Consider the following 24,071-nt stretch of genomic DNA (forward strand, 5'->3'; position numbering starts at 1 on the left):
ATCAATAATGCTATTGACTATCTTACAATACTTCCAGCGGAAATATCTGTATTTGGTCTAACAAAGTCTAGACGGCCATCTGCATCTTCAGCCATTAAGATCATACCCTGAGATTGGATTCCCTTAATTTCTCTTGGTTCGAGATTGATTAAGATGGACACTTGCTTACCTACGATTTCTTCAGGCGTAAAGTATTCCGCAATACCAGAAACGACTGTACGCTTATCAATGCCTGTATCGATGGTCAGTTTCAAAAGCTTTTTAGTTTTAGCGACTTTCTCTGCAGTCAGGATTCGACCAACACGGATATCCATTTTCATGAATTCATCGAAGTTGATATTCGGTTTTTGTTCCGCTTTAGGTGCTGCTAAAGCATTGCTTGCTTTGGCATTGGCCAATTTATTCAATTGAAACTCTACTTGTTCATCAGTAATCTTATCAAACAACAATTGGGTTTCTCCTAATTGATGACCGGATTCCAATAGATCAGATTTTCCAGCTTCACCCCAATTCTGAGCGGTCAAGTTTAGCATTTCAAAGACTTTCGTAGAGGTGAAAGGCAAGAAAGGCTGGCCTAATAATGCAAGGTTTGCAACAATTTGACTTGCTACGAATAATACGGTTTTAACACGTTCTTCGTCTTGTTTGATTACTTTCCAAGGTTCTTCATCAGCCAAGTATTTATTTCCTAAGCGAGCTGCGCTCATAAACTGCGCAAGGGCCTCACGGAATCTGTATTGGGATAGCGATTGCTTGATTAATCCTGGATAGGTAGCAAGTTCCTTTAAGACCGCTTGATCAGATTCAGTCAATGGAGAACCCAATAGTACCTTTCCTTCAAAATATTTATGGGAAAGTACCATCACACGGTTAACGAAGTTACCATAGATGGCCACCAACTCATTGTTTACACGTGCCTGGAAGTCTTTCCAAGTAAATTCAGAATCTGAGGTTTCAGGAAGGATAGAGGTCAGCATGTATCTCAATTCATCTTGTTTACCTGGGAATTCCTCTAAGTATTCATGCAACCATACGGCATGGTTTCTTGATGTGGAAAGTTTGTCTCCTTCTAGGTTCAAGAATTCATTGGCAGGAACATTCTCAGGGAGGATATACTCGCCATGAGCATGTAAGATCGCTGGGAAAATGATACAGTGGAAAACAATATTATCTTTTCCAATGAAATGGATCAATGTTGAATTGTCCTCAGGGTTGGATTGTTGTTTCCAATATTTCTCCCAATCCTTTCCTTCATCGATAGCCCATTGCTTGGTCGCAGAGATATATCCGATTGGTGCATCCAACCAAACATATAATTTCTTTCCTTCAGCTTCATCAAGAGGAACATCTACCCCCCAATCCAAGTCGCGGGTCATAGAACGCGGTTGCAATCCGGATTTCAACCATGATTGGCATTGCCCGAATACATTTGATTTTAATTCATTTTTCTTGCCTTCAATCAACCATTTCTCTAACCAAGGTTGATATTTATCCAACGGCAAATACCAATGTTTTGTTTCCTTTAGAACCGGAGCTTTACCACTTAGGGTTGATTTAGGGTTGATCAGATCTGTCGGGTTAAGTGACGTCCCACATTTTTCGCATTGGTCACCATAGGCACCTTCATTTCCACAGTGTGGGCAAGTTCCTACGATATAACGGTCTGCTAAAAACTGATGGTATTCTTCATCATAATATTGTTCTGAATATCGTTCGATAAACTCTCCTTTTTCGTAAAGGTTCAAGAAGAATTCTTGGGACAATTGATGGTGAATAGGCTCAGAAGTACGGTGATAGATATTGAAAGAAATACCAAACTGTTCAAAACTCTCTTTAATCTGTTGGTTGTATTTATCGATGATTTCTTGAGGAGTTACGCCCTCCTTCTTGGCTTTAATCGTGATTGCAGCGCCATGCTCATCAGATCCACAAACATAAACAACGTCTTTGTTGTTTAATCTTAAGAATCGCACGAAAATATCTCCTGGAATATAAGCCCCAGCAAGGTGGCCTATGTGAAGTGGACCATTGGCATACGGCAATGCAGATGTAATGGTATAACGTTGTTTACTGAATATATCCAATTTGATTGCAATTAATGATTAATATCGAGCCATTTTCAGCTCAGAGAACAAAGATAAGGCAAATTGGAGTATTCTGCTATTTCTAGGGTGATTTTCATGAAGAATACAAAAAAATAATTTCATTATTTAAAAAGTTTATCTTCTTGATCTATGATAATGGAGGCTATTTCTGAAAATATGTATCTTCGCTTCAGTTACAGACACTTATTATTCAATATGAAAAATTCAAGAACAGATTTAGGTCTATTAATAATTCGCATAGGATTCGGATTGACCATGATTGCCTTTCACGGCCTACAGAAGTTAATGGGTGGTCCAGAAAAATGGACTGCAATTGGTAAATCAATGGGAAACTTAGGAATTGACTTTATGCCTACTATTTTTGGGTTTACCGCAGGATTAGCAGAGTCCCTGGGATCTCTGTTGTTAATATTAGGTTTGTGGACAAGACCAGCGGCCATTATTTTGGCCTTGACCATGTTGGTGGCTACATTGAACCATCTTGCCAAAGGTGATGGTCTGTCTGGAGCATCACACGCGATTGAATTTATGATCGTCTATATCGCATTCGCCATTATGGGTCCTGGAAAACTTAGCATCGACAAAAAGTAATCGAAATAACAGTTATAAAACCAGAAGGGCTTTGCAAATTGCAAAGCCCTTCTGGTTTTCTTGATTCGAATTTCTATTTAAATACAGTGGCATGCCAACTGTTTTTCATTGGGACCTGCCAATTGCTCTTTAATTCTTCTTCTGTTTGCACTAAATTGTTGAAGACAATGGTTTCAGCATTTACTTCACCTTCTTTGCACAGCGCTTCAAAAACATCCCTTGAAACCAATTGTATATTGTTTTCACTATCACGGTAACTGATCAAGGTTCTGTTGAATAGACCAATGTTCAATTCTTCCTCCAGCTCCTTTAGGATCCTTACTGACTTATCAATAGAACATCCAGTGACCTGAGCGATCTCTTCGTCAACAGTTAATATAATAAAAAGGTTATTGATAATTTCTGCCTTGCCTGCTAACTGACTACCATGCGCAGTCCATTCTCTGATAAAGGAATCTAATTTTGCTTGAGCGATCTCATGCTCGGGTTGTGTGAAAAATCGATCTGCCTGATAAATCCAAACTTTCTTCATATCTCAATTTATTAATGCGTGTAATACGGAGAAATCATGAGATACACAATTACTCCTGTAACTGCAACATAAAGCCACATGGGATAAGTGATGCGTGCTAGCTTCTTATGACGCTCATAGGCACCAGCAATCCCTCTAACAAAAGTAAATAATACGAATGGGATAATGACGATCGATAAAATGATATGTGTCACAAGAATGAAAAAATACACATATTTAATTGCTCCTTCTCCACCATAACTTGTTGAAGTGGAAGTCATATGATAAGCTACATACATCAGCAGAAACAAGGAAGAGAAAACCATACACAACTTAATCAAGTTTTCGTGCATCTTGACATTTCCTCTTTTGATAGCTGCAACTGCGATTACCAAACATACTGCTGTCAATCCATTGATGGTAGCATAAATCGGAGGCAGAAAACTAAGGGGTTCAACATCATAGCCCATCTTTTGTAGGTTTATGCCAAATAAGGCAGCAACCGCTAAAGGAATAATTACAGACAGGGTCCAGATTACGCCTTTATATTTCTTTTCTTCTTCAGTCATTCCCATAATTACTTTCTCTCTACTTTTAATGGATTATTTCTAACCTCTTCAACCAACTGAACTTTGATCTCATCTTCTAGGCGATCCAATTCTGATCGAAGACTGATATCATAGAAACCTCTGATCCTTTTCTCGGAATCTATCAAGACAAATTGGTTGCTGATAATAAATTTTGTGCTATCCGCTGGTACCGGCATGGCTTCAATGAGCATCGCGGTTCTTGCAAATTCAAAGATATCTACACTTGGTTTGTTCACGACAAACCAATGTGGATTTTTGTCTTTCTTGTAAGGCGCAATAAACTTTTCCAAATCAGCTGAAGAATCATTCGGGTCAACTGATATAGAATAAAGTTCCACCTTAGGATTCGATTTGAATCTAGCTGCAATGGTACTCATATCATGAACCAATTGCTTAGAAAGACCTTGATCTCTGGTATAGAATAAATGAACTACTGAAACGGCTGTGTCAGTACCTAGGAATTTAACCGGTTTATTGTCATAATTCATAAACTCAACCGGACTTAATTGGTGGAATATGGTGTCGGGGATTTCTCTACCCATCACTCGTCGCATTTCACCAGAAAGCTTTTTCTCTCCAAAAACTGGCAGCTTAATGTACTCATTAGAGCCCATTTTATTAACCAGTATATATAAAAAACCTGGCACAAATAGAACAAGTGCCAGGATTATTAATTTTGATATATTTTTTGAACGAGTATTTTTACTCATTACTTATATGCTTATTGATGTGGGAAAGTAGGTTGATGAGTCATTACAGTGTGTAAATAACCACCTTCAACCAACATTAAAATAATGAAATAGATAATAAAGAAAAATACTACTGCACAAGTAACGATAAAGCTAGATTTCTCGAACTTCAAGTGCATGAAGAATGCTACGATATAATAGGCTTTTACCAATGTCAATACAATATAGATTGTATTCACTAGCATTCCTTTTTGTATGATTCCCCAGTGGTGTACAAAACCTAAAGCGATTAAGAATTCTAATGCTGTTAAAGCTAATAGAACAAAGAATACACTCCAGATACGTTTTTTATCCATTCCTTCGCCATGCGCATGCGCATCGTGTTCTGATATATTTTCGTGATTAGTCATGTTCAATGAATTTTAAAATAATTCTTACAAAAATTATACTAGGTAGAAGAAGGTAAATACGAATACCCAAACTAAATCCACAAAGTGCCAGTATAAACCTACTTTTTCAATCATTAGGTAAGTTCCTCTTCTTTCAAACGTATTGTTTAAGGTCATGCTCAACACAATAATGTTCAACAATATACCGATTGATACGTGGAATCCGTGGAAACCTGTAATGGTAAAGAATAGATTAGAGAACTGCAATGCAGCTGTGTAAGAAATGTCCTTGGTAAAATAAGGTTGGAGAGCATTTACAATGGCATTATCATCCGTTAATCCAGTTGCTGGATTTTGACCGAACCAGAAGCCCATGTGATGTAAGTGGCTCCACTCTAAAGCCTGACAGCCTATGAACATAAGGCCACCTAAAATAGTCCATAACATCCATTTGACAACCTCTTGCTTTGAATTTCGATGTCCTGCTTCTACGGCAAGTACCATCGTAACGGAAGACATGATCAAAATAAAAGTCATGATACCCACGAAAACCAAAGGTTGACCTGAATCTGCGATACCTGGAATAGATTGGAATACCTTATCCGCATCAATCCAGCTAGGTTGCGCAAATTTTTGAGCACCATAATAAATCAAGAATGCAGAGAATGTAAATGCATCTGATACTAGGAAAAACCACATCATGATCTTTCCATACTCTAAGTTCCAAGGTGATTTACCTCCGCTCCAAGGTCCTTGTTTTACCTTATCCAATTGCGATACTGTTGTACTCATTGTTTACTGTTATTGATTCAAAAGTAAGAAAACATAAATATAAATCCATAATAGACCTAGAAAATGCCAAAATATAGAGGCAAGTTCCATCCGGAAGATATTGTTATCAAGAGCAATTTTGCGCATTGCTCCAATATAACATCTAACCAACACCAATATTCCGGCTATGATGTGGGCTAAGTGTAAGCCTGTAAATACGTATATGAACGATTGCGAAGCATTAGAGTTCACAAAGGTTATCCCTCTATGAAACAATACAGACCAAGCTTCGACTTGCAACCAAAAGAAAACTACCCCTAATACAATAGTAATCAATAAGTAGGTCTTTTGTTTTGATATTTGATTAGCTTTTACTGCTTTGAAAGCAAGGTACATGCTAACACTACTTAATACAATTACTGCGGTACTATAGATGAACGCATATGGTAAGATAGTTTTGATCCCCTTATCAACACCACTTGCAGTATATACTATAAATCCACTTGTCAAAGCAGCAAACATCATGAACATACCGATCATTCCAAGCCAAAGATTAAATTTCTTTGCTTTTCTTGATTTTAGTAGTTCTTCATTCATCAACTCTTGCTTATCCATCGATAATTGTAAATCCATTTTTTATTTAAAAGGTATAAAGTCAAACAACAACACTAATTGAGTTAAGGGCAAATAAGCAAAAGAAGTAAACATGATCTTTTTCGCTGTACTGACCTCCATCTTTTGAAGATGTTGATAACCATACCAGGTGAAAAGTAATCCTCCTATTAAGGAAAGAATGGTAAATACCCATCCGCCAATTCCAAAATACATCGGAAGAAAACCAATTGGAATCATTAGCAGACATGAAACAAAAATGAACCATGCTGATAATTTATCCTTCCTCGTCGTAGGTAGCAATCTGAAACCTGCTCTTTTGTAATCGTCATCAGATACCCAAGCAATTGCCCAGAAATGTGGGAACTGCCAGAAAAACTGAATGGTAAACAAAACCAATGGCGTGATTACGATTGCCTGCTCACTTACCTCGGCATATGCTAATCCGAATCCTGCAGATTCAAATGCAGCGTAATAACCAATTAGTGGTGGCAATGCTCCTGGAATCGCTCCTACCCACACTGCTATTGGTGATTTTTGTTTTAATGGTGTATAGACAAAGGCATAAAGGAAAATTGAAAACACAGATAGTAAACCTGCTATAAAATTCAATTCTACCAGGATCAAAGTCCCAGCTATTCCCATGAACACGCTTAAAATTAAAGCCTGTCCTGTGGTCATCCTTCCTGCAGGTAATGGTCTATCTTCGGTACGCTTCATTAATTTATCAAGATCTCTTTCGATGATCTCGTTAAATCCATTGGCAGCACCTGTTACCAAAAATCCTCCAATAGTCAACAACGCCCAATTAAACCAGATGATATCACCTTGCTGTGTTGCTCCAATCAAAAATGAAATGGAAGCAGAGAACACAACTGTTAGCGTAAGCCTCAGCTTGACAAGTTTGTTAAAATCTGAAATAAATTCCTTCATAACCAAAATAAATCCCTAAACCGTTGTTGATAATGCTTTCTCTGGTTTGTTAAGGATCAACAATAAATAATATTGTGAACCAACCAATAAACTTGCAATTACCAAATGCACTGTTTGTGCCACTGCGGGAACATGAAACCTAGCCAATATTATCCCTGACAACATTTGGATACAAACTAACACCAATGAAATCTTCGCATACTTGAATTGAACCGTATTGATCAATTCTGAAGACCTTATCTTGAAATATAAAAATACACTCAAGGCTAAAGTGACATATGCTAAGAGTCTATGCGTTACATAGGGTAACCCAATAGAATCAATCCATTCGCTACGTTGTACTCCTTGTTGATTAAGATGGTCAATTATCTCCCGAACATCAGTACCAAATACTACTTGAATAACTAAAATTGCCAATGAGATCAATGTGATCCATGTAAACCCTTTATTGGTATTCTTCAAGAAAGAGTTGTCTCGCAATTTAATCGCCCAATAATATGTCTGTATAGCAATACAAACAATTATCAAAGCCAATAGCATGTGAATGGTAATGACCCAAGGGGTAAGATTTGTTGAAACAACAATCGACCCTAACCAGGCTTGTATAACAACGACAATAAGATTAAGAACGCTCCATATGACTATGGCTTTTTTCTTTTTCCAATAAGTAAAAGAATATATTGCTGTAAACAGCATACTGAAACCGGCTAAAACTCCAGTCAGACGATTTATATATTCAGTCCAAGTTTTTACAGCATTGAATTCTTCATGCTCATGGATTGTTTCATCGTGACGAATTTGATCTGCTAAGTGCGAATAACCAAACGCTTCGATCATTTTGGCAAAGCGTTCATTCTTCTTGATGCGACCTTCTACATAATGCTGCTCGAAACCTTCAGGTAATTGAGAAGCATCTGTTGGAGGGATAATCCTGTTAAAACATTTTGGCCAATCCGGGCAGCCCATTCCTGAACCTGTACTCCGAACGACACCTCCTGCTGTTATTACTAAGAAAAGAACGATAATCGTGATCTTATTTATCCGTATGAAACGCTTTTCAGCTGCTGGATACATAGATCTCTCCTTTTACATTAAAAAGTATAAAGAGAGGTAGGTATGAACCTACCCTTCTTCTTCTCTGTTATGCTCACGATTGTAAACCTTTTGAGCTTCAATACCTTCTTCATTTCCTTCCCAGTCATGCAATAAGTTTGAGCTCATTGTTTGTGAAAGTGGAGTGCTTTGAGGAATGAAATCTGCATCATGTCCAGGTTTACTGTAATCATAAGGCCAACGGTATACTGTAGGGATTTCTCCTGGCCAGTTTCCGTGAATATGTTCTACTGGAGTAGTCCACTCCAATGTATTTGCATCCCAAGGGTTTTGCGGAGCACGTTTTCCACACCAGATGGATCCGAAGAAGTTCCACAAGAAAGCAACTTGTCCAACAGCTGAAACGATAGCTGCCCAAGTAATCAACAAGTTAACAGATACCCATTTTTCCATAAATGGAAACTCAGTGAAAGCATAGTAACGACGAGGAACCCCATCAATACCCATAAAGTGCATTGGGAAGAATACCAAGTAAGCACCAATGAATGTCAACCAGAAGTGGAAGTAACCCAAACGCTCGTCCATCATACGTCCGAACATCTTAGGATACCAATGGTAAACTCCTGACAACATACCGAAGATAGATGCTGAACCCATTACCAAGTGGAAGTGAGCTACTACGAAATAAGTATCATGTAAGTTGATGTCTAATGCTGCGTTACCTAGGTACAAACCTGTTAAACCTCCAGATACGAAGAAAGAAACCATACCAATTGCAAACATCATCGCAGGAGTGAAACGGATGTTACCTCTCCATAGAGTTGCAATATAGTTAAAGGCCTTAACGGCTGAAGGAACAGCAATGATCAAGGTGGTAATCATAAATACACCTCCCAAGAATGGACTCATACCTGTTACGAACATGTGGTGACCCCAAACGATGAAAGATAAAACTGTAATACCAACTAGGGAATAAACCATCGCATGGTAACCAAAGATTGGTTTACGAGAGTTTGTAGAAATTACCTCAGAAGTTAAACCTAATGCAGGCATTACTACAATATATACCTCAGGGTGTCCTAAGAACCAGAATAAGTGTTGGAACAAAATTGGAGAACCACCTTCGTTAGGAAGGATAGTACCTTGAACCACTAAATCTGATAAATAGAAGGATGTACCAACTGAACGGTCAAAGAATAATAATACTACTGCAGAAACTAAAACTGGGAAAGATAACAAACCAACGATAGCTGTTAAGAAGAATGCCCAAATAGTAAGAGGCATTTTCCATAATTCCATTCCTTTAGTACGCATGTTCAATACTGTAGAGATATAGTTAACACCTCCTAATACCTGTGATGCAATAAATAAAGCCATGGAAATTAACCATAGGGTCATACCTAATCCAGAACCTGCGATAGCTTTTGGAACTGCAGAAAGTGGAGGATAAATTGTCCATCCAGCAGATGCAGGACCACTTTCAATGAAGAAAGAAGCAACCATGATCACACAAGCGGTAAAGAAAAACCAGTATGATAACATGTTCATCAATGGTGAAGCCATATCTCTAGCTCCCAATTGATAAGGGATTAATAAGTTACTGAACGTACCTGATAGACCTGCTGTTAATACAAAGAATACCATCATGGTACCGTGAATAGTTACCAAGGACAGGAAGAAGTCCGGTCTAATTCGACCACCTTCAGCCCATTTTCCCAAGAAAACCTCAAGAATTGGAAACTCATGATCAGGCCATGCTAATTGAATACGGAATAAAATCGACAGGATCATAGCGAAAACCGCCATTATGATACCAGTGATCAAGAACTGCTTAGCAATCATCTTATGATCTTGACTGAAGATATACTTCGTCAAAAAGGTCTCATGATGGTGATCATGTGATCCGTGATGAGCTGCGTCGTGCGATATAACTGTAGTTGACATATTCTATTTAAATTCTCTGTTATATTTAATTTATTGAAGCCGCGATATGGTCATTCTTCTCAGTGTTTCCTTCTGCTTGAGCAAACTCTTTTTGAAGGTCTTCTGTGAAAAATTTAGCTTGTTTGCTTAACCACTCTTTGTACTCAGCTTCGGTAACCACTCTTACATTCTTTTGCATGTTGTAGTGAGATTCACCACAGATCTTCGCACATAACATTACGAAGTTGTATTGTGGATCATTCATCTTATCACGCATCTCATCAGTAGTGATGGTTGGTGTAAACTGAAAGTAGTTGGTCATTCCTGGTACAGCGTTGATTTGAACACGGAAATCAGGAATATAAAAAGAGTGAATAATATCTTTTGACATAATGTGGAAACGAACTGGTTTGTTAACCGGAATTACAATTTCATCCCCTTTAACATCATCCCAAGCTGTCTTATCATTATAGTCTATACCATAAGAGTTCAATGGAGTAGTCAATTTATAATTACGTTTTCCAAATTCACCATCCGCTCCTGGATAACGAACTGTCCACATGAACTGCTCACCTAAAACTTCAATCTGTAAAGCTGATTTTTTTAGATCTTCCGGAATATTAGTGATTGATCTCCAAGTAAAGAAACCGAACAATACCAAGATAGTTAGTACTACCGCTGGAACAATTGTCCATAATCTTTCAATAGCATCGTTATGTGGATAGAAATATGCTTTGCGTTTAGCGCGCATCCTGTAGACAAAAGTAAAGGTCAATAATAAAATATGAACCAATACTAATACGATAGTAATGATAACTGTAGTGATGATAAACATTCTATCGATATCCTTACCATGCTCGGTCGCCGCAGGTCTCCATGACCAACTTCCCCAAACTGCATATCCGTAATACACAAATCCTAAAAATCCAACCAAGAAAACAAATAATAAAACTGCTTGTAGTGTATTATTTGCCAAAGGATTGTATTTTCCATTTACTTTCTTAGTCAATACGTAGATCGACTGTACCTTTCCGATAACTGCAACCACAGTACATAAAACCAAGAAAAGTAAAATATAGTAAGTCAAGTTTTTGTAAACCTGAGGATCAATTTTCTTCTCTTCTTTGGTTGTTGAAGCAGCCGGAGTTACTGTGCTGCTTGAAGTACTAGATGCTGAAACGCTAGCTGAATCTGTTGCAGCAGGCGCCGCAGCAGCACTATCAGCTGGTGCAGCAGCCGAATCTGCAGTTACTGCAGGTGTTGCCGCTTGCTCAACCTTCGCTGTATCAGCTGCTTGTTCCTGAATGGTAGCCATTGCAGGAGCAGCAAACAATAGGTTAATAGCTAATAAGCCTCCAAATAAGGACTTAAATCTGTTATGTAATTTAAACTTCATCTCTTATAACACGTTTGAACGTTATTTCAACTTAATCTCTATTAAATTTGGTGGTGTAAACTTTCATCCAAGAATGGGTGGTTCTTCGGTACCAAAGCATGTTTGCTCAATTTCGAAAGAACTAAGAAAGTAAAGATTCCAACAAATCCTATTGCAGTACCGATTTCAATGAAACCAAAACCACGGTGTGCATCAACTGTACCAGGCATTACCATGATATAGTAGTCTAACCAGTGACCTAACAACAATACGATAGATACAAACAACATCATGTTTTGCTTACGTTTTGCGTCACGGTCTACCAATAGTAATAATGGAGCCACAAAGTTAATAACAATATTTATCCAAAACCATGGCTTGTATTCTGGTTCCCAACGTTTATAGAAATAAACAGTTTCTTCTGGAATGTTTGAATAGTAGATCAACATAAATTGAGCAAACCATACATAAGTCCAGAAAATCGAGAAACCAAACATTAATTTACCTAAGTCATGTAAGTGGTTTTCATTTACCCAGTTCATATAACCAGCTTTCTTAACCAAGATTAAGATAACTGTAATAGCAGCTAATCCGCTAACCCACATAGCTGCAAAGTTGTACCAACCGAACATGGTAGAGAACCAGTGTGCCTCTAAAGACATAATGGTATCAAATGACCAGATTGGAGTAGTAAATCCGAAGATTACCAAGAATATTGCGGATAATTTAAAGCTCTTTTTATATGAATTTAAGCCTCCTGCTAAATCCTCGTTGTAAGATAATTTTGCAAGGATAAAGGCAAAAATGCTATAACTACCCATAAAAATAATCTGACGGATCAAGAATCCTGGTACATTTAAGAAAGCAGATTTTCCAGCAACTAAACTGTCATAGTTAGGGCTGTTTGGATCAGTTAATCCATCTGCATGCCAGTGGTGGTATAAATTATGCGTATTCAATCCTAACGCTACGATGATTAATAGAATCACGGAAGCAATTGGAAGGATACTAGCCATTGCCTGAGGAATACGGATTAAACCTGCAGACCATGCTGATTGAGTTACTAATTGTAAGGCAACGAAAAAAGCTCCTGCTGCACAAACACAAGTAAAATAATATCCCATCAATAATAAATTGGCATATGTACGCTCAACCATTATATGGTCACTTGATAGTAAGCCAATTGCAATTGCGGCTATCCCTACAACGATTGCAACTAAACTCAGGACCTTTGCGATACCTGCGAATTTAAATTGCTCGCTGAAATTATAATCGTGATGATGATTGTGAGTTCCCATTTATAATATTCGATGTTAAATTATTTTTTTTGCAATTCGTGAACATACATTACCACTTTCCAACGCTCTTCTGGAGATAGTTGCGAAGCGTGTGAACCCATCGCATTATATCCATAAGTAATTGTATGGTAAATCTTTCCATCTGTCAATTCAGACATTTGACCTCCTCTTGAAGATGGAGTTCCAGCTGATTTATGGTATGATGGCGGAGGAGGGAAATTCTCTAGAGCTCTTTTACCTCTAGAATCCTCAACTTCTCTATCTTTTGTAATAGCACCATCACCTGCTCCATCTTTACCATGACAAACTGCACAGTACGTCAAGTATAAAGCCTCTCCTTCTTTTAAGTGAGCTGGATTGACAACTAAAGGGTTCTTTAATTCCAATCCCGCACGCTCATATTCTTCAACAGAGTTTCCATAGTCAAAACGATCAAATCCGATAGGATTAGACCCTTGAGGTGGAGTTTGAGCTGTACTATTATTCTTAAAATTCTTATTTGGCTGATCCGGATTAAAAGCAATTGGATCATACATATTACGTGAGAATTCCCATCCTGCACTGCGAGTGGTGCCATCTCCGCATGAAGAAACAACTGCTGCTAAAGCGACAGCAACACATACAGTTCCAAGAAAATTCCTTTTATTCATAACTAACATATTTTCTTTCATTGTACTTAACTTCTACTGCTCCTGCTTCTTTCAATAAGCCATCGATCAACGCATGGTCAGTATTTTCATTTGCATCTACTGCAATAATAAAACGATCATCCGTAGCTCTCAAGTCCATCACACGTGGTGCACGGCCTGGAAATAAATGGTTACGGAAAAAAAATGTTGCAACCATACCCAAGGCACATAATAAAATTGTCACCTCAAATGTTACTGGAACAAAGTTTGGCAATGGCATTGATGGTTTACCACCAATATTCATAGGCCAGTCATAGGACATGGTGTAAAACAAAAGACTAAATCCTAAAACTGTTCCCAATGCTCCGAAAATAAATGCCGCAATGGGTAATCTTGAAGGTCTTACACCCAACTTCGCCTCAATCCCGTGGATTGGCATCGGGGTAAAACAGTCGTAAATGCTAATATTGTTTGCTTGCAACTTGTCAATCCCATGCATCATTTCATCAGGATCAGCAAAACTACCTAGTATATATTTTGTATTGCTCATTGCTATTATTTTTGATGTAATGCCTTAATGTCCGCTTCTGTAACTGTATCGTATTTATCCAATGAATCTCTGAAGTATTCAACTTGCTCCTCAGGGAATGCACCTTCTTGTACAAGTTTAGTTTTATGCTGTAAGCTTGAGCTTTTCAACAACAACTTAACCTCTGCAATCGCAATACCTGGTAAGAAACGAAGGAATAATAAGAATAAAGTAAAGAACAATCCAATAGATCCTACGAAGATACCTACGTCAACCCAAGTTGGGTAGAACATTGCCCATGATGATGGTAAGTAGTCACGGTGTAATGATGTTACGATAATTACAAAACGCTCAAACCACATACCGATGTTCACAACGATAGACAAAATCCAGGAGATAGGAATACTTGTACGAATTTTCTTGAACCAGAATAACTGAGGAGAGATTACGTTACATGTCATCATCGCCCAGTAAGCCCAAGCATATGGTCCAGCAATACGGTTAGCAAATGCATACATCTCGTATTCAGAACCTGAGTACCATGCAATGAATAACTCAGTTAAATAAGCGATACCTACGATTGAACCAGTAGTCATGATAATCTTGTTCATGGCTTCGATATGGAACATAGTAATGTAATCCTCAAAATTCATTACTTTACGTAAGATCAACAATAAGGTCTGTACCATCGCGAAGCCTGAGAAAATCGCCCCTGCAACGAAATATGGAGGGAAGATTGTCGTATGCCATCCAGGAATTACCGATGTAGCAAAGTCCATGGATACGATAGTGTGTACCGAAAGTACTAATGGTGTGGAAATACCAGCTAAGATCAAGGAAACAATTTCAAAACGTTGCCAAGTTTTTACCGATCCATTCCATCCAAAAGATAAAATTGAATAAACTCTTTTCTTGATACCAGAAGCACGGTCACGAACCGATGCAATATCTGGTAATAAACCACAGTACCAGAAAACTAATGATACTGTGAAATAGGTAGAGATCGCAAATGCGTCCCATACTAATGGTGAGTTGAAGTTAACCCACAATGATCCAAATTGATTTGGTAGAGGGAAAATCCAGTAAGCCAACCAAGGACGACCCATGTGAGCTACTACATAAGTAGCAGCACAGATTACGGCAAAGATTGTCATCGCCTCAGCCGATCTGTTAATGGAGTTACGCCAGTTCTGACGGAATATTAATAATACAGCGGAGATCAAAGTACCGGCGTGACCAATACCTACCCACCATACGAAGTCGGTAATATCCCATGCCCAACCTACTGTTTTGTTTAATCCCCAAGCGCCGATACCCGTCCAGAACGTGTATCCGACACTTACAACCCATAACATGGCGCCTAAGGCAGCTACGGTAAAACCGATCCACCACGCTTTGTTTGGTTTATTTTCAACCGGAAGTAAGATATCATCTGTAATCTTTGCATAGGTGATATCCTTGCCGGTGATTAATGGTTCTCTTAATATTGATTCGTTATGCGATGACATAGTTATTTTATTTCAGTCTAGAATAAATTATGCTTCAAATGTGTTTCTTACCTTCGTCATATAACCAATATTTGGTTGTACGTTGATTTCTTCAAGCACATAATAAACACGTTCATTACGTAATGCTTTTGAAACTTCTGACTCCGGATCGTTTGCATCACCAAAGATGATTGCATTTGCCGAACATGCCGCTTGACAAGCCATTTTGATATCTCCGTCTTTCACTTTACGGTTTTCCACTTTAGCTTGCAACTTACCTGCTTGGATACGTTGGATACACATTGAACATTTCTCCATAACCCCGCGAGAACGTGTGGTTACATCTGGATTTAATACTAATTGCGTAAACTCGTTGTTCAAGTAGTTGTCAAAACGAGAATCATTCCAGTAGTTAAACCAGTTGAAACGACGTACTTTATATGGACAGTTGTTCGCACAGTAACGTGTTCCGAAACAACGGTTATAAGCCATGTGGTTAAGACCTTCTGAAGAGTGAACAGTTGCTAACACCGGACATACAGTCTCACATGGAGCGTGCTCACAGTGTTGACACAACATTGGTTGGTAAACTACCGATACATCTTCGTAGTCATAACCAGCTGCCTTAGCAATTTCTTTCTCTTTTGTTAGTTTACCTTCTCCTGTATTCAAGGTATAGTAACGGTCGATACGCAACCAGTGCATTTCACGACGACGGCGAACCTCGTCACGACCTACAACCGGAACGTTGTTCTCAACGTTACATGCAACAATACAAGATCCACAACCGGTACAAGCATTCAAATCGATTGCCATCACCCAACGGTGACCAGGTTGTTCAAATTTATTCCATAGATCATATGTTTGGTGCGTATCAGAGAAACGACCAGACTCAGAATTAGGATCTTTTAAGTAATTAGCAAACGTAGTCTCACGGATAATGTTACGCCCCTCAATGGTGTGGTGCGTTTGTGTTTGAGCCAATTCATAGATTCCAGAAGCTTTGGAAATCGAAGCTTTTGCAGCGAATTGAATAGTACCATTTACTAAACTTGCAAATGGATAAGCATTAACACCTACATTATTTCCTGCCTTACCAACTTTAGTACGACCATAACCAATTGCAACTGAAACTGTGCCTCTTGCTTGGCCTGGTTGTAACAACACTGGAAGGTCTACTTTATAGCCATTTGCTTCAACAGTAACTTTTCCGGTCTCTTTAACACCTAATTCCTCAGCATCTGCCGGGTTAATAGCTGCAAAGTTATCCCAAGTTACTTTAGAAACTGGATCTGGCAATTCTTGTAAGTAAGCATTGTTAGCCCAACGTCCGTCTCTAATATTTGGAGATTCATAAATCTTTAATTCAACCCCTCCTGCAACACGCTTAGCGTCATTAGTAATTGCAGCAGCAATTGCATTGACATCTACGTTAGCTGAATAAGATGAACCTGTGTTTGAACCTTTATAAATAAATCCTTGTTGAAGTACATCTTTCCAAACTTTTCCGGTTCCTGCTAAGATATTGGTCTCCCAATTTTCCTTAACGAAGTCATGGATAGGTTTGTTGACACCTGCCCAGTTGATCAAACTTTGTTCAGCTTGACGTGTGTTAAAAACTGGATTGATGGTTGGTTGAACGATAGTAAATAATCCCTCTTTTGCAGAAGCATCACCCCAAGATTCCAAGAATGTATTGTTTGTAGCAATAGCTTTCAATTCTGATGAAGTTTCATCAGCACGATCGCCTAATGATACTGTATAACCGATTTTTGAAATTGCTGCTTTTACATCATCAGCCTTATAGTAGTCATAAACTGGGTTTGAATTCCAGAAAATAGCTACACCTACTTGCCCAGCTTTAGCAGCTGTTAAGAAAGTTTGGAATGCTGAATCCGATCCTTGATGTTGTTTAGAGAAATTATCTAGGTCAATGATTGAACCATAAGCTCCTAATGCTGTATTGATTGCGTTTGCAAAAGCTTGAACATTCGTATCATTCGATCCTGCAACAACTACTGATGAACCTTTTGCATTCACCAATTCCTTAGCGGCAAGAGCGATTGCTGTTTTTGCTTTCGCATTGTTTGTACCGCCAGCAACTGATTGTCCAGTAATGGCATTGTACAAGCTGATTAATACTGCTCCTTCTTCTGAAGGTTTGATTGCAATACGAACATCTGCATTTGAACCAGTCATTGATAAACCTGATTCAAATTGAATATGACGTGACATCTTTCCGCCTTTCAACGATTTATAGTCACGGTTTTTAATATAGTCTTGTGTATGTTCTTCTCCAGCTACCCAAGTTCCTAAAAAGTCTGCTGCTACTGAAACAACAACTTGCGCTTTATCAAAATGATAGGAAGGAACAACTGCTTTATCGAATGAAGCTCTATTGGCTTCAATGATACCGCTGTAAGAAACTGCATCAACTTGAACATGTTGAGTTGCAGGATATTTTGCAGCAAATGCCGCGATAGCAGCCAATGAAGAAGGACTATTGATTGTGTTTGAAACAATTGTAATCTGTTTTCCTGCTGCTTGTGCTTTATTCAATGCATCAACTACTGCTTGGTCCAATTTTGCCCAATCTACATCTTTACCTCCAATTTGAGGGTTCTGTAATTTGGACATATCGTACAAGTCAAGAACAGATGCAGATGTAGAAGCGTCTGTACCTTGATTTAAACCAACTGCATTTGGATTTGCTTCCAATGAAATTGGTCTTCCTTCTCTTGTCCTAACGATTACACTCTGACCATTGAAGGAAGAAGCGTAGAAGTTTGGTACACCTGGAGTTACTTCTTCAGGTTTGATTATATAAGGTACTGCCTTGTGAATTGGCGTACGGTTACACGCTGCCAATGTCACAGCTCCTAAACCAAAACCTAAAGCTTTCAAAAAGTCACGACGAGGTGTCTTGGTACTTAAACCAGCTTCATTTAACACATCTTCTACGGGAATAGGCTCAGCAAACTCACTCTTGCTTCCTTCAACAAAAGCAGGAGTTTGATTCAATTCCTCTAAACCTTTCCAATATTTTTTATTGCTTTCCATTTAAGCTATATATAAGATTCCGTTATTCTAAATTAATTTATTAATAATGACACTTTCCACACTCTAATCCACCGATCATAGCTGCTGTCATCTTCTCACCTTTTTTCAACTTATCATGAGCCTCGATCAATTGATCATAGTACGCATTGTCTGTGTTCACAGAAGTTTCTTTGTGACAGTCAATACACCATTTCATGGTAAGCGGTGAATATTGGTAAACTTCTTCCATATCTTGGATAGGACCGTGACATGTTTGACATTCAACTCCTGCAACTACAACGTGTTGTGAGTGGTTGAAATACGCAAAGTCCGGCAAGTTGTGGATTCTAACCCATTCGATAGGTCTTGTGTTTGTACCATATGTTCTAGCTTCTGGATCCCAATCTACTGCACGGTATAATTTCGCAATTTCTGGAGAAATGTTACCATCGTAATGATCTGAACCTGTTACTGTATTGTGACAGTTCATACATACGTTTGCTGACGGAATCGAAGCGTTTTTCGATTTAAATGCTCCACCGTGACAATACTGACACTCAATCTGATTAACACCAGCGTGGATTTGGTGAGAGAATTTAATTGGCTGCACCGGTTTGTAACCTTGGTGAACACCAACATTCCACATGGTTTTCCAACCTGCTACACCCAATAAACCAACGACCATCAGTACAACGAAGAATACCAACTTCTTGTTCTTTAAAAATGCCTTCGCAAATTTTACAGAACTGCTTTCGCCTTCCTCTTCACTTTTCGCCTGAGCCTCAGCAATTGACGCTTGGTTGTTAGCAATAACACGTTCTAAAGTTTTTGTTACCCTGTTCAATGCAAAGATCACTGCCACAGCAACCACAAACAAAGCAACCAATCCGATAATCATCAAATTGTTCGCATCTGAACTTGCAGCACCAGCACCTCCAGCAGCAGGACCAGCAGCCTTTTTCTCAGCTAACTTCACCTCTTCTGCTTGCAGGTACGCAATGATATCCTTAATATCACCTTCAGAAAGGTTAGCATAAGGAGCCATTGTTGTAGCAAACTGAGACTTCAATTCAATAGCTTGTGGATCGCCTGAATCAATCATCCCTTGCGGGTTATGGATCCATTTCACAATCCATCCTTCTTCTCGACGCTCTGACAAGCCAGCCAAATCTGGACCGGTCAATTTCTTACCTACAGCGTGACATGAATTACACGCATTCGACTTGAATAGCGCTGCACCATTCGCAGCATCCTGCGCCTGCGTGGTAGTAGTAACGGCAAATAACAATACCAAACTGATTGATATTGACTTCGCAAGTCTTCCCAAAACGGATGAGATATTTCTCATATTTAGCACTTTATACTATTTTATGTGTAATAATTAATTGTTGACTCTTCAGTACATGTACACAATACCGTACAAAACAATGCACAAAAGTATAACTTATTAAGCAATCCCTGACAATTTGATGACGTAATTTATCAATTTATATTCATTCTAAATAGAGCGCTTTATATAGCTCTATATCATTACAAATTAACATTCAATTGATATTTCAATAATCTTTTTTTAGTAAATTAGCTTCCTTATGAAAGCAATATATTGCATATTAATTTTAATTGTTTTATCTGGTTGTGCTCATTCGCAATCAAACAATACTGCTAAAACTATGGATCAAAACAAAAAATACAACGAATTAACTCCCGAAGAACAATATGTAATCCTCAATAAAGGAACAGAAAGGCCATTTACTGGTCAACTTCTGAATAACAAAGAAAAGGGAACTTATGTTTGTAAACGATGTGATGCTCCATTATACCATTCGGAAGATAAATTTGAATCCCATTGTGGATGGCCAAGTTTTGATGATGAAATTCCAGGTGCTGTAAAAAGAGAAACTGATGCGGATGGTAGAAGGACCGAGATCCTTTGTGCTGCCTGTGGTGCCCACTTGGGCCATGTTTTTGAAGGCGAAGGATTCACCTCCAAAAACACTAGGCACTGTGTCAATTCTATTTCAATGAAGTTTGTTCCAGCGTCTCCTCAGAAATAACCGAGGAACCTCGAACCAATAGCTCACTAGGGATTACAATTTTCTGTAATTCTTTGTTTTTCCCCTTAATCTCATTTAATAGGGTATGGATTAGTTCATTTGCTATGGCAGATGTATCCTGAGTTACCACGCTGATGCCTGGCTCATACAGCTTAAACAGAGTGTGGTCATCGAACGCCACCATATTTGGCAACTTCATACTATACTTTTTCACTGCTTTTAGACCATCAATGGCCAGATAGTTAGTTGCAAATAAAACAGCATCTAAATTATTGGCACTGATAAATTCATGGATTTGATCTATTGAAGAATCTTCGTTTTCATCTATCTTCACTTTTTTAATGAACGCTTGTTGTTGGAACTCGTCAATTGCTTTCATATAGCCATCTAGACGGTCTCGCATCTGGGTTTGATTAGAATACAATGAAACAAAGCCAACTCGTTTATTATTCTGGTTTTCCAATAAGTGCCTAGTTGCGTCAAATGCTCCATTAAAATTGTCCAATACCACATAATGGGTCTCTAATTGAGGGATATAGCGGTCAAAAAGTACCAATGGCACATTGTTCTTGATTAAATTGGAAAGCGTATCATCCAATCCTTCTGGAGGTGTAATGATATACCCATCAACTTGTCTATCATAAAATAATTGGATTAATTCCCTCGCTTTGGTCTCATCATTATCCATACTACAATAAATAATATGATAACCATTGTCATAGGCAATCCTTTCTATATACTTGGCGACATTGGAAAAGAAGGGATTGGAAATGTCTTCAACGATCAAACCTAAAATCTTGGATTGACCAGTCCTCAAACTCTGGGCTAATTGGTTGGGCTTATACCCCACTTTTTTCACATAGTCCAAAACCCGCTTTGTCAAACCCTCACTGATCCTTTTTTCCTTAGCCTTACCATTTAATATAAATGATACAGTCGTTACGGATACCCCAAGGTTCTTTGCAATGTCACTAATTAAAATTCGTTTTCTCATGTTAGGTTAATAAAATGCAATTCAAAATCTATCAAATATATAAACTCGGCTAAATTTTAGCAAATTTATGCTAAAGATTTTGCTAAAAATTTGGCTAAAAGGGTTTATTAGGTTTAAAAACGTACATTTGTTATTGTACACTATTTATAACGACATTTATGAAATTACATTATAAATCATTTGCAATTATTTTTGCAACAGGATTACTGTCTCTTCCTGTAACCAAAGTCGCCGCTCAGCAATATACAAAATATGTTGACCCTTTTATCGGTACGGGTGGTCATGGTCACACTTTCCCAGGTGCTACTGTCCCCTTTTCTTTAGTGCAGCTATCTCCTGATAATGGAAAGAATGGTTGGGACTGGGTGAGTGGCTACCATTTCAGTGCAGATTCCATCGCTGGATTCAGCCATATGCACCTCAGCGGAACGGGTATCGGCGATTGGCTGGATATTGCCATCATGCCCTTAAATCAACCTGTCAACAAAAAAGACTTCGATACCCGAATAAAATTCTCGCACAATAATGAAAAAGCTAGCCCGGGATATTACGAAGTGAGATTAGACAACGGGATACAAGCTAGACTTACATCTACTGAACGCGTAGGACTACACAACTACACTTTCCCAAAAAACACCGAACCAACCATCAGATTAGACCTGGGTCATGCCTATAACTGGGATAGACCAATGGATACCGAAATCAAGATCTTAAATGACAGTACGGCAATTGGTAAAAGGTATTCTTATGGCTGGGCGAATCAACAGCATATTTATTTTGCAATCCGCTTCAATAAACCATTTAACTCTTATTTATTGAATGGGAACAAATCCAATGAAAAACAGATTTCTCAACTCAACAATTCAAGACAAGGCCCTGTTAATGCAGTAAATGCACAATTTATTTTCCAAAAGATAGATCAAGTGGATCTCAAGGTAGCTCTTTCAACCACATCGGAAGAAAAAGCAGTGGATGCTCTAAATGAAATACCGAATTGGGATTTTAACCAGGTGAAATCGAATGCCGAAAACCAATGGGAAAAAGAATTAGGAAAAATCAAGGTAGAATCCACAGATGAAACCTTGAAAAAAATCTTTTATTCTGCTTTATACCATACGGCTGTTTCCCCAACCCTTTATTCAGATCAGGATGGTGAATACAAGAACTACAAAGGGGAATTTCGTAAAATGAATAATGATGGCCAACGTTACACATTATTTTCACTTTGGGACACCTTCCGTGCATTAAAACCCTTACTAACTATCACGCAATCTGAACGCTATACAGATATGATGAACAGCATGTTAGCTTTCTATGATGAAAATGGATTGCTCCCGGTTTGGGACCTTAGCACATTTGAAACCAATACAATGACTGGCTATCATGCTGTCCCTGTACTTGCAGATGCTGTATTAAAAGATATCCCAGGAATCGATCAGGAAAAAGCATTTAAGGCAATGCTAGCAAGTGCTAATCAAAAAATTAGGGAAGTCCCTGATTATATTGAATATGGATATGTTCCGCAAGATGTAAACGGCGGATCAGTGACATCAACGCTGGAATACGCATTTGATGATTATTGCATTTCCTTGGTTGCCAAAAAACTAGGAAAGAAAAAGGAGTTTGAAGAATACACTAAACGCGCTAAGAATTACATCCACCTTTTCGATCCTAACTCTGGTTTTATGCGGGCAAAATTGAAAAACGGAAAATTCGTTGAACCCTTTGATCCGTTCTATTCAGAACATGAATTCTCAAAAAGCCAATATATCGAAGGAAATGCTTGGCAACACTCCTTCTTTGTCCCTCATGACGTTAGGGGTTTAGCTAAATTGTTCCCGAAAAAGGATGGTCTAGACTACATGTTGGACACCTTATTCACTGCCCCATCCTATATGACTGGAGAAAACCAATCACCTGATGCAAGTGGCTTTATTGGTCAATACGCTCATGGAAACGAACCGAGCCATCATATTGCCTACATGTATTCCTACCTAGGGAAACCATGGAAAACACAGGAAAAAGTTAGAGCCATTATAGATTCCATGTACCATGAAAGGCCAGATGGATATGCAGGAAATGAAGATGCAGGTCAAATGAGCGCTTGGGCAGTTTGGTCGATGATGGGCTTATACCCTGCTTCTCCTGTAAATGGAGAATATGTATTCGGAAGTCCAGCCCTTGACAAATCTCATATTACAATGCCAAATGGCAAAACATTCAGCATTATTGCCAAAAACAACTCTAAAAAGAATATTTATATCAAATCCATAACTCTAAACGGAAAACCTTATAATAAGACCTATATCACCCATAAAGACATGTTAATGGGAGGAACTCTGGAATTCCAGATGAGCGATGTCCCGAATCTAAAATTTGGGACAAAAAAGAAATCTTTACCAACTTCCATGGAAAACTAAACAAAACCAAAAATATAGCGTTTTGTCATATATTGGCCTTGGGTACACTTATTGATAACTAAGGGAAAGGAGAAGAAAA

General features: G+C 38.4%; 21 protein-coding genes. 3 read left to right on the forward strand and 18 right to left on the reverse strand.

All coding sequences use genetic code 11. The annotated features are described in order from the left end of the window. Positions 1–17 precede the first annotated feature (17 nt). Entirely contained in the window at positions 18–2,084 is a 2,067-nt protein-coding gene (gene metG / locus ACWICE_RS01960; protein ID WP_454297524.1) for a methionine--tRNA ligase, read from the reverse strand. Positions 2,085–2,300: 216 nt separating this feature from the next. Here metG and ACWICE_RS01965 point away from each other — a divergent pair, with 216 nt between their 5' ends. Then, the gene (locus ACWICE_RS01965; RefSeq protein ID WP_185211305.1) at positions 2,301–2,696 is read left to right on the forward strand and encodes a DoxX family protein; all 396 of its coding nucleotides are present in this window, start codon (positions 2,301–2,303) and stop codon (positions 2,694–2,696) included. Between the two features lie 73 nt (positions 2,697–2,769). Here the strand turns inward: ACWICE_RS01965 and ACWICE_RS01970 are convergent, their stop codons facing one another. The 16 genes from ACWICE_RS01970 to ACWICE_RS02045 all read right to left on the reverse strand — a co-directional run bounded on the left by ACWICE_RS01970 (position 2,770) and on the right by ACWICE_RS02045 (position 19,872). After that, positions 2,770–3,228, reverse strand: coding sequence for an ABC transporter ATPase (locus tag ACWICE_RS01970; RefSeq protein WP_185215894.1), 459 nt, complete (start codon positions 3,226–3,228; stop codon positions 2,770–2,772). Between the two features lie 11 nt (positions 3,229–3,239). Continuing rightward, entirely contained in the window at positions 3,240–3,776 is a 537-nt protein-coding gene (locus ACWICE_RS01975; protein ID WP_237219418.1) for a DUF420 domain-containing protein, read from the reverse strand. Between the two features lie 8 nt (positions 3,777–3,784). Next, a complete protein-coding gene (locus tag ACWICE_RS01980; protein ID WP_254526541.1) occupies positions 3,785–4,411 on the reverse strand; it encodes an SCO family protein in 627 nt (208 codons plus the stop codon). 107 nt (positions 4,412–4,518) lie between these two features. After that, positions 4,519–4,896, reverse strand: a complete 378-nt coding sequence (locus ACWICE_RS01985) for a cytochrome C oxidase subunit IV family protein (protein ID WP_185211309.1) — start codon at positions 4,894–4,896, stop codon at positions 4,519–4,521. A 33-nt stretch (positions 4,897–4,929) separates the two neighbouring features. After that, positions 4,930–5,667, reverse strand: a complete 738-nt coding sequence (locus ACWICE_RS01990; protein WP_093100577.1) for a cytochrome c oxidase subunit 3 — start codon at positions 5,665–5,667, stop codon at positions 4,930–4,932. A gap of 9 nt (positions 5,668–5,676) precedes the next feature. Then, positions 5,677–6,279 (reverse strand): cytochrome c oxidase subunit 3, encoded by a 603-nt coding sequence (locus ACWICE_RS01995; RefSeq protein WP_254526542.1) that lies wholly within the window; start codon positions 6,277–6,279, stop codon positions 5,677–5,679. Between the two features lie 3 nt (positions 6,280–6,282). Next, the gene (cyoE, locus tag ACWICE_RS02000) at positions 6,283–7,191 is read right to left on the reverse strand and encodes a heme o synthase (protein ID WP_185211310.1); all 909 of its coding nucleotides are present in this window, start codon (positions 7,189–7,191) and stop codon (positions 6,283–6,285) included. Positions 7,192–7,206: 15 nt separating this feature from the next. After that, positions 7,207–8,265, reverse strand: coding sequence for a COX15/CtaA family protein (locus ACWICE_RS02005; protein ID WP_185211311.1), 1,059 nt, complete (start codon positions 8,263–8,265; stop codon positions 7,207–7,209). A 48-nt stretch (positions 8,266–8,313) separates the two neighbouring features. Next, on the reverse strand, positions 8,314–10,188 hold the full coding sequence (locus tag ACWICE_RS02010; RefSeq protein ID WP_374670187.1) for a cytochrome c oxidase subunit I: 1,875 nt from the start codon (positions 10,186–10,188) through the stop codon (positions 8,314–8,316). Between the two features lie 25 nt (positions 10,189–10,213). Further along, positions 10,214–11,563, reverse strand: coding sequence for a cytochrome c oxidase subunit II (locus tag ACWICE_RS02015; protein WP_454297525.1), 1,350 nt, complete (start codon positions 11,561–11,563; stop codon positions 10,214–10,216). 41 nt (positions 11,564–11,604) lie between these two features. Next, positions 11,605–12,840 carry a quinol:cytochrome C oxidoreductase gene (locus ACWICE_RS02020; RefSeq protein ID WP_185211312.1) on the reverse strand — a complete coding sequence of 412 codons (1,236 nt, stop codon included), beginning with the start codon at positions 12,838–12,840 and terminating at the stop codon, positions 11,605–11,607. Positions 12,841–12,860: 20 nt separating this feature from the next. After that, positions 12,861–13,490, reverse strand: coding sequence for a c-type cytochrome (locus tag ACWICE_RS02025; protein ID WP_308214522.1), 630 nt, complete (start codon positions 13,488–13,490; stop codon positions 12,861–12,863). Beyond that, entirely contained in the window at positions 13,483–14,019 is a 537-nt protein-coding gene (locus tag ACWICE_RS02030) for a DUF3341 domain-containing protein (RefSeq protein ID WP_185215891.1), read from the reverse strand. The genes ACWICE_RS02025 and ACWICE_RS02030 overlap by 8 nt, the downstream gene beginning before the upstream one ends. 5 nt (positions 14,020–14,024) lie before the next feature. Then, positions 14,025–15,506, reverse strand: a complete 1,482-nt coding sequence (nrfD, locus tag ACWICE_RS02035; protein ID WP_185211315.1) for an NrfD/PsrC family molybdoenzyme membrane anchor subunit — start codon at positions 15,504–15,506, stop codon at positions 14,025–14,027. Between the two features lie 27 nt (positions 15,507–15,533). After that, entirely contained in the window at positions 15,534–18,545 is a 3,012-nt protein-coding gene (locus ACWICE_RS02040; protein WP_454297526.1) for a TAT-variant-translocated molybdopterin oxidoreductase, read from the reverse strand. Between the two features lie 40 nt (positions 18,546–18,585). After that, on the reverse strand, positions 18,586–19,872 hold the full coding sequence (locus tag ACWICE_RS02045; RefSeq protein ID WP_454297527.1) for a cytochrome c3 family protein: 1,287 nt from the start codon (positions 19,870–19,872) through the stop codon (positions 18,586–18,588). Between the two features lie 241 nt (positions 19,873–20,113). Here ACWICE_RS02045 and ACWICE_RS02050 point away from each other — a divergent pair, with 241 nt between their 5' ends. Beyond that, entirely contained in the window at positions 20,114–20,578 is a 465-nt protein-coding gene (locus tag ACWICE_RS02050) for a methionine-R-sulfoxide reductase (protein ID WP_185211318.1), read from the forward strand. On the opposite strand, the gene ACWICE_RS02055 is transcribed toward ACWICE_RS02050, so the two are convergent. After that, positions 20,538–21,572, reverse strand: coding sequence for a LacI family DNA-binding transcriptional regulator (locus tag ACWICE_RS02055; protein WP_185211319.1), 1,035 nt, complete (start codon positions 21,570–21,572; stop codon positions 20,538–20,540). The genes ACWICE_RS02050 and ACWICE_RS02055 overlap by 41 nt on opposite strands. Positions 21,573–21,730: 158 nt before the next feature. Between ACWICE_RS02055 and ACWICE_RS02060 the strand changes: the two genes are divergently transcribed. Further along, positions 21,731–23,992: a GH92 family glycosyl hydrolase gene (locus ACWICE_RS02060; RefSeq protein WP_454297528.1), complete on the forward strand. Its 2,262-nt coding sequence runs from the start codon at positions 21,731–21,733 to the stop codon at positions 23,990–23,992. Positions 23,993–24,071 lie beyond the last annotated feature (79 nt).

This window comes from Sphingobacterium sp. NPDC055346 (genome assembly GCF_053645235.1).

Bases quoted from the DNA above. Each gene is read 5' to 3' on its own strand.
- ACWICE_RS01965 (WP_185211305.1), top strand. From the start codon at position 2,301: ATGAAAAATTCAAGAACAGATTTAGGTCTATTAATAATTCGCATAGGA.
- ACWICE_RS01970 (WP_185215894.1), bottom strand. From the start codon at position 3,228: ATGAAGAAAGTTTGGATTTATCAGGCAGATCGATTTTTCACACAACCC.
- ACWICE_RS01975 (WP_237219418.1), bottom strand. From the start codon at position 3,776: ATGACTGAAGAAGAAAAGAAATATAAAGGCGTAATCTGGACCCTGTCT.
- ACWICE_RS01980 (WP_254526541.1), bottom strand. From the start codon at position 4,411: ATGGGCTCTAATGAGTACATTAAGCTGCCAGTTTTTGGAGAGAAAAAG.
- ACWICE_RS01985 (WP_185211309.1), bottom strand. From the start codon at position 4,896: ATGACTAATCACGAAAATATATCAGAACACGATGCGCATGCGCATGGC.
- ACWICE_RS01990 (WP_093100577.1), bottom strand. From the start codon at position 5,667: ATGAGTACAACAGTATCGCAATTGGATAAGGTAAAACAAGGACCTTGG.
- ACWICE_RS01995 (WP_254526542.1), bottom strand. From the start codon at position 6,279: ATGGATTTACAATTATCGATGGATAAGCAAGAGTTGATGAATGAAGAA.
- cyoE (WP_185211310.1), bottom strand. From the start codon at position 7,191: ATGAAGGAATTTATTTCAGATTTTAACAAACTTGTCAAGCTGAGGCTT.
- ACWICE_RS02005 (WP_185211311.1), bottom strand. From the start codon at position 8,265: ATGTATCCAGCAGCTGAAAAGCGTTTCATACGGATAAATAAGATCACG.
- ACWICE_RS02010 (WP_374670187.1), bottom strand. From the start codon at position 10,188: ATGTCAACTACAGTTATATCGCACGACGCAGCTCATCACGGATCACAT.
- ACWICE_RS02015 (WP_454297525.1), bottom strand. From the start codon at position 11,563: ATGAAGTTTAAATTACATAACAGATTTAAGTCCTTATTTGGAGGCTTA.
- ACWICE_RS02020 (WP_185211312.1), bottom strand. From the start codon at position 12,840: ATGGGAACTCACAATCATCATCACGATTATAATTTCAGCGAGCAATTT.
- ACWICE_RS02025 (WP_308214522.1), bottom strand. From the start codon at position 13,490: ATGAATAAAAGGAATTTTCTTGGAACTGTATGTGTTGCTGTCGCTTTA.
- ACWICE_RS02030 (WP_185215891.1), bottom strand. From the start codon at position 14,019: ATGAGCAATACAAAATATATACTAGGTAGTTTTGCTGATCCTGATGAA.
- nrfD (WP_185211315.1), bottom strand. From the start codon at position 15,506: ATGTCATCGCATAACGAATCAATATTAAGAGAACCATTAATCACCGGC.
- ACWICE_RS02040 (WP_454297526.1), bottom strand. From the start codon at position 18,545: ATGGAAAGCAATAAAAAATATTGGAAAGGTTTAGAGGAATTGAATCAA.
- ACWICE_RS02045 (WP_454297527.1), bottom strand. From the start codon at position 19,872: ATGAGAAATATCTCATCCGTTTTGGGAAGACTTGCGAAGTCAATATCA.
- ACWICE_RS02050 (WP_185211318.1), top strand. From the start codon at position 20,114: ATGAAAGCAATATATTGCATATTAATTTTAATTGTTTTATCTGGTTGT.
- ACWICE_RS02055 (WP_185211319.1), bottom strand. From the start codon at position 21,572: ATGAGAAAACGAATTTTAATTAGTGACATTGCAAAGAACCTTGGGGTA.
- ACWICE_RS02060 (WP_454297528.1), top strand. From the start codon at position 21,731: ATGAAATTACATTATAAATCATTTGCAATTATTTTTGCAACAGGATTA.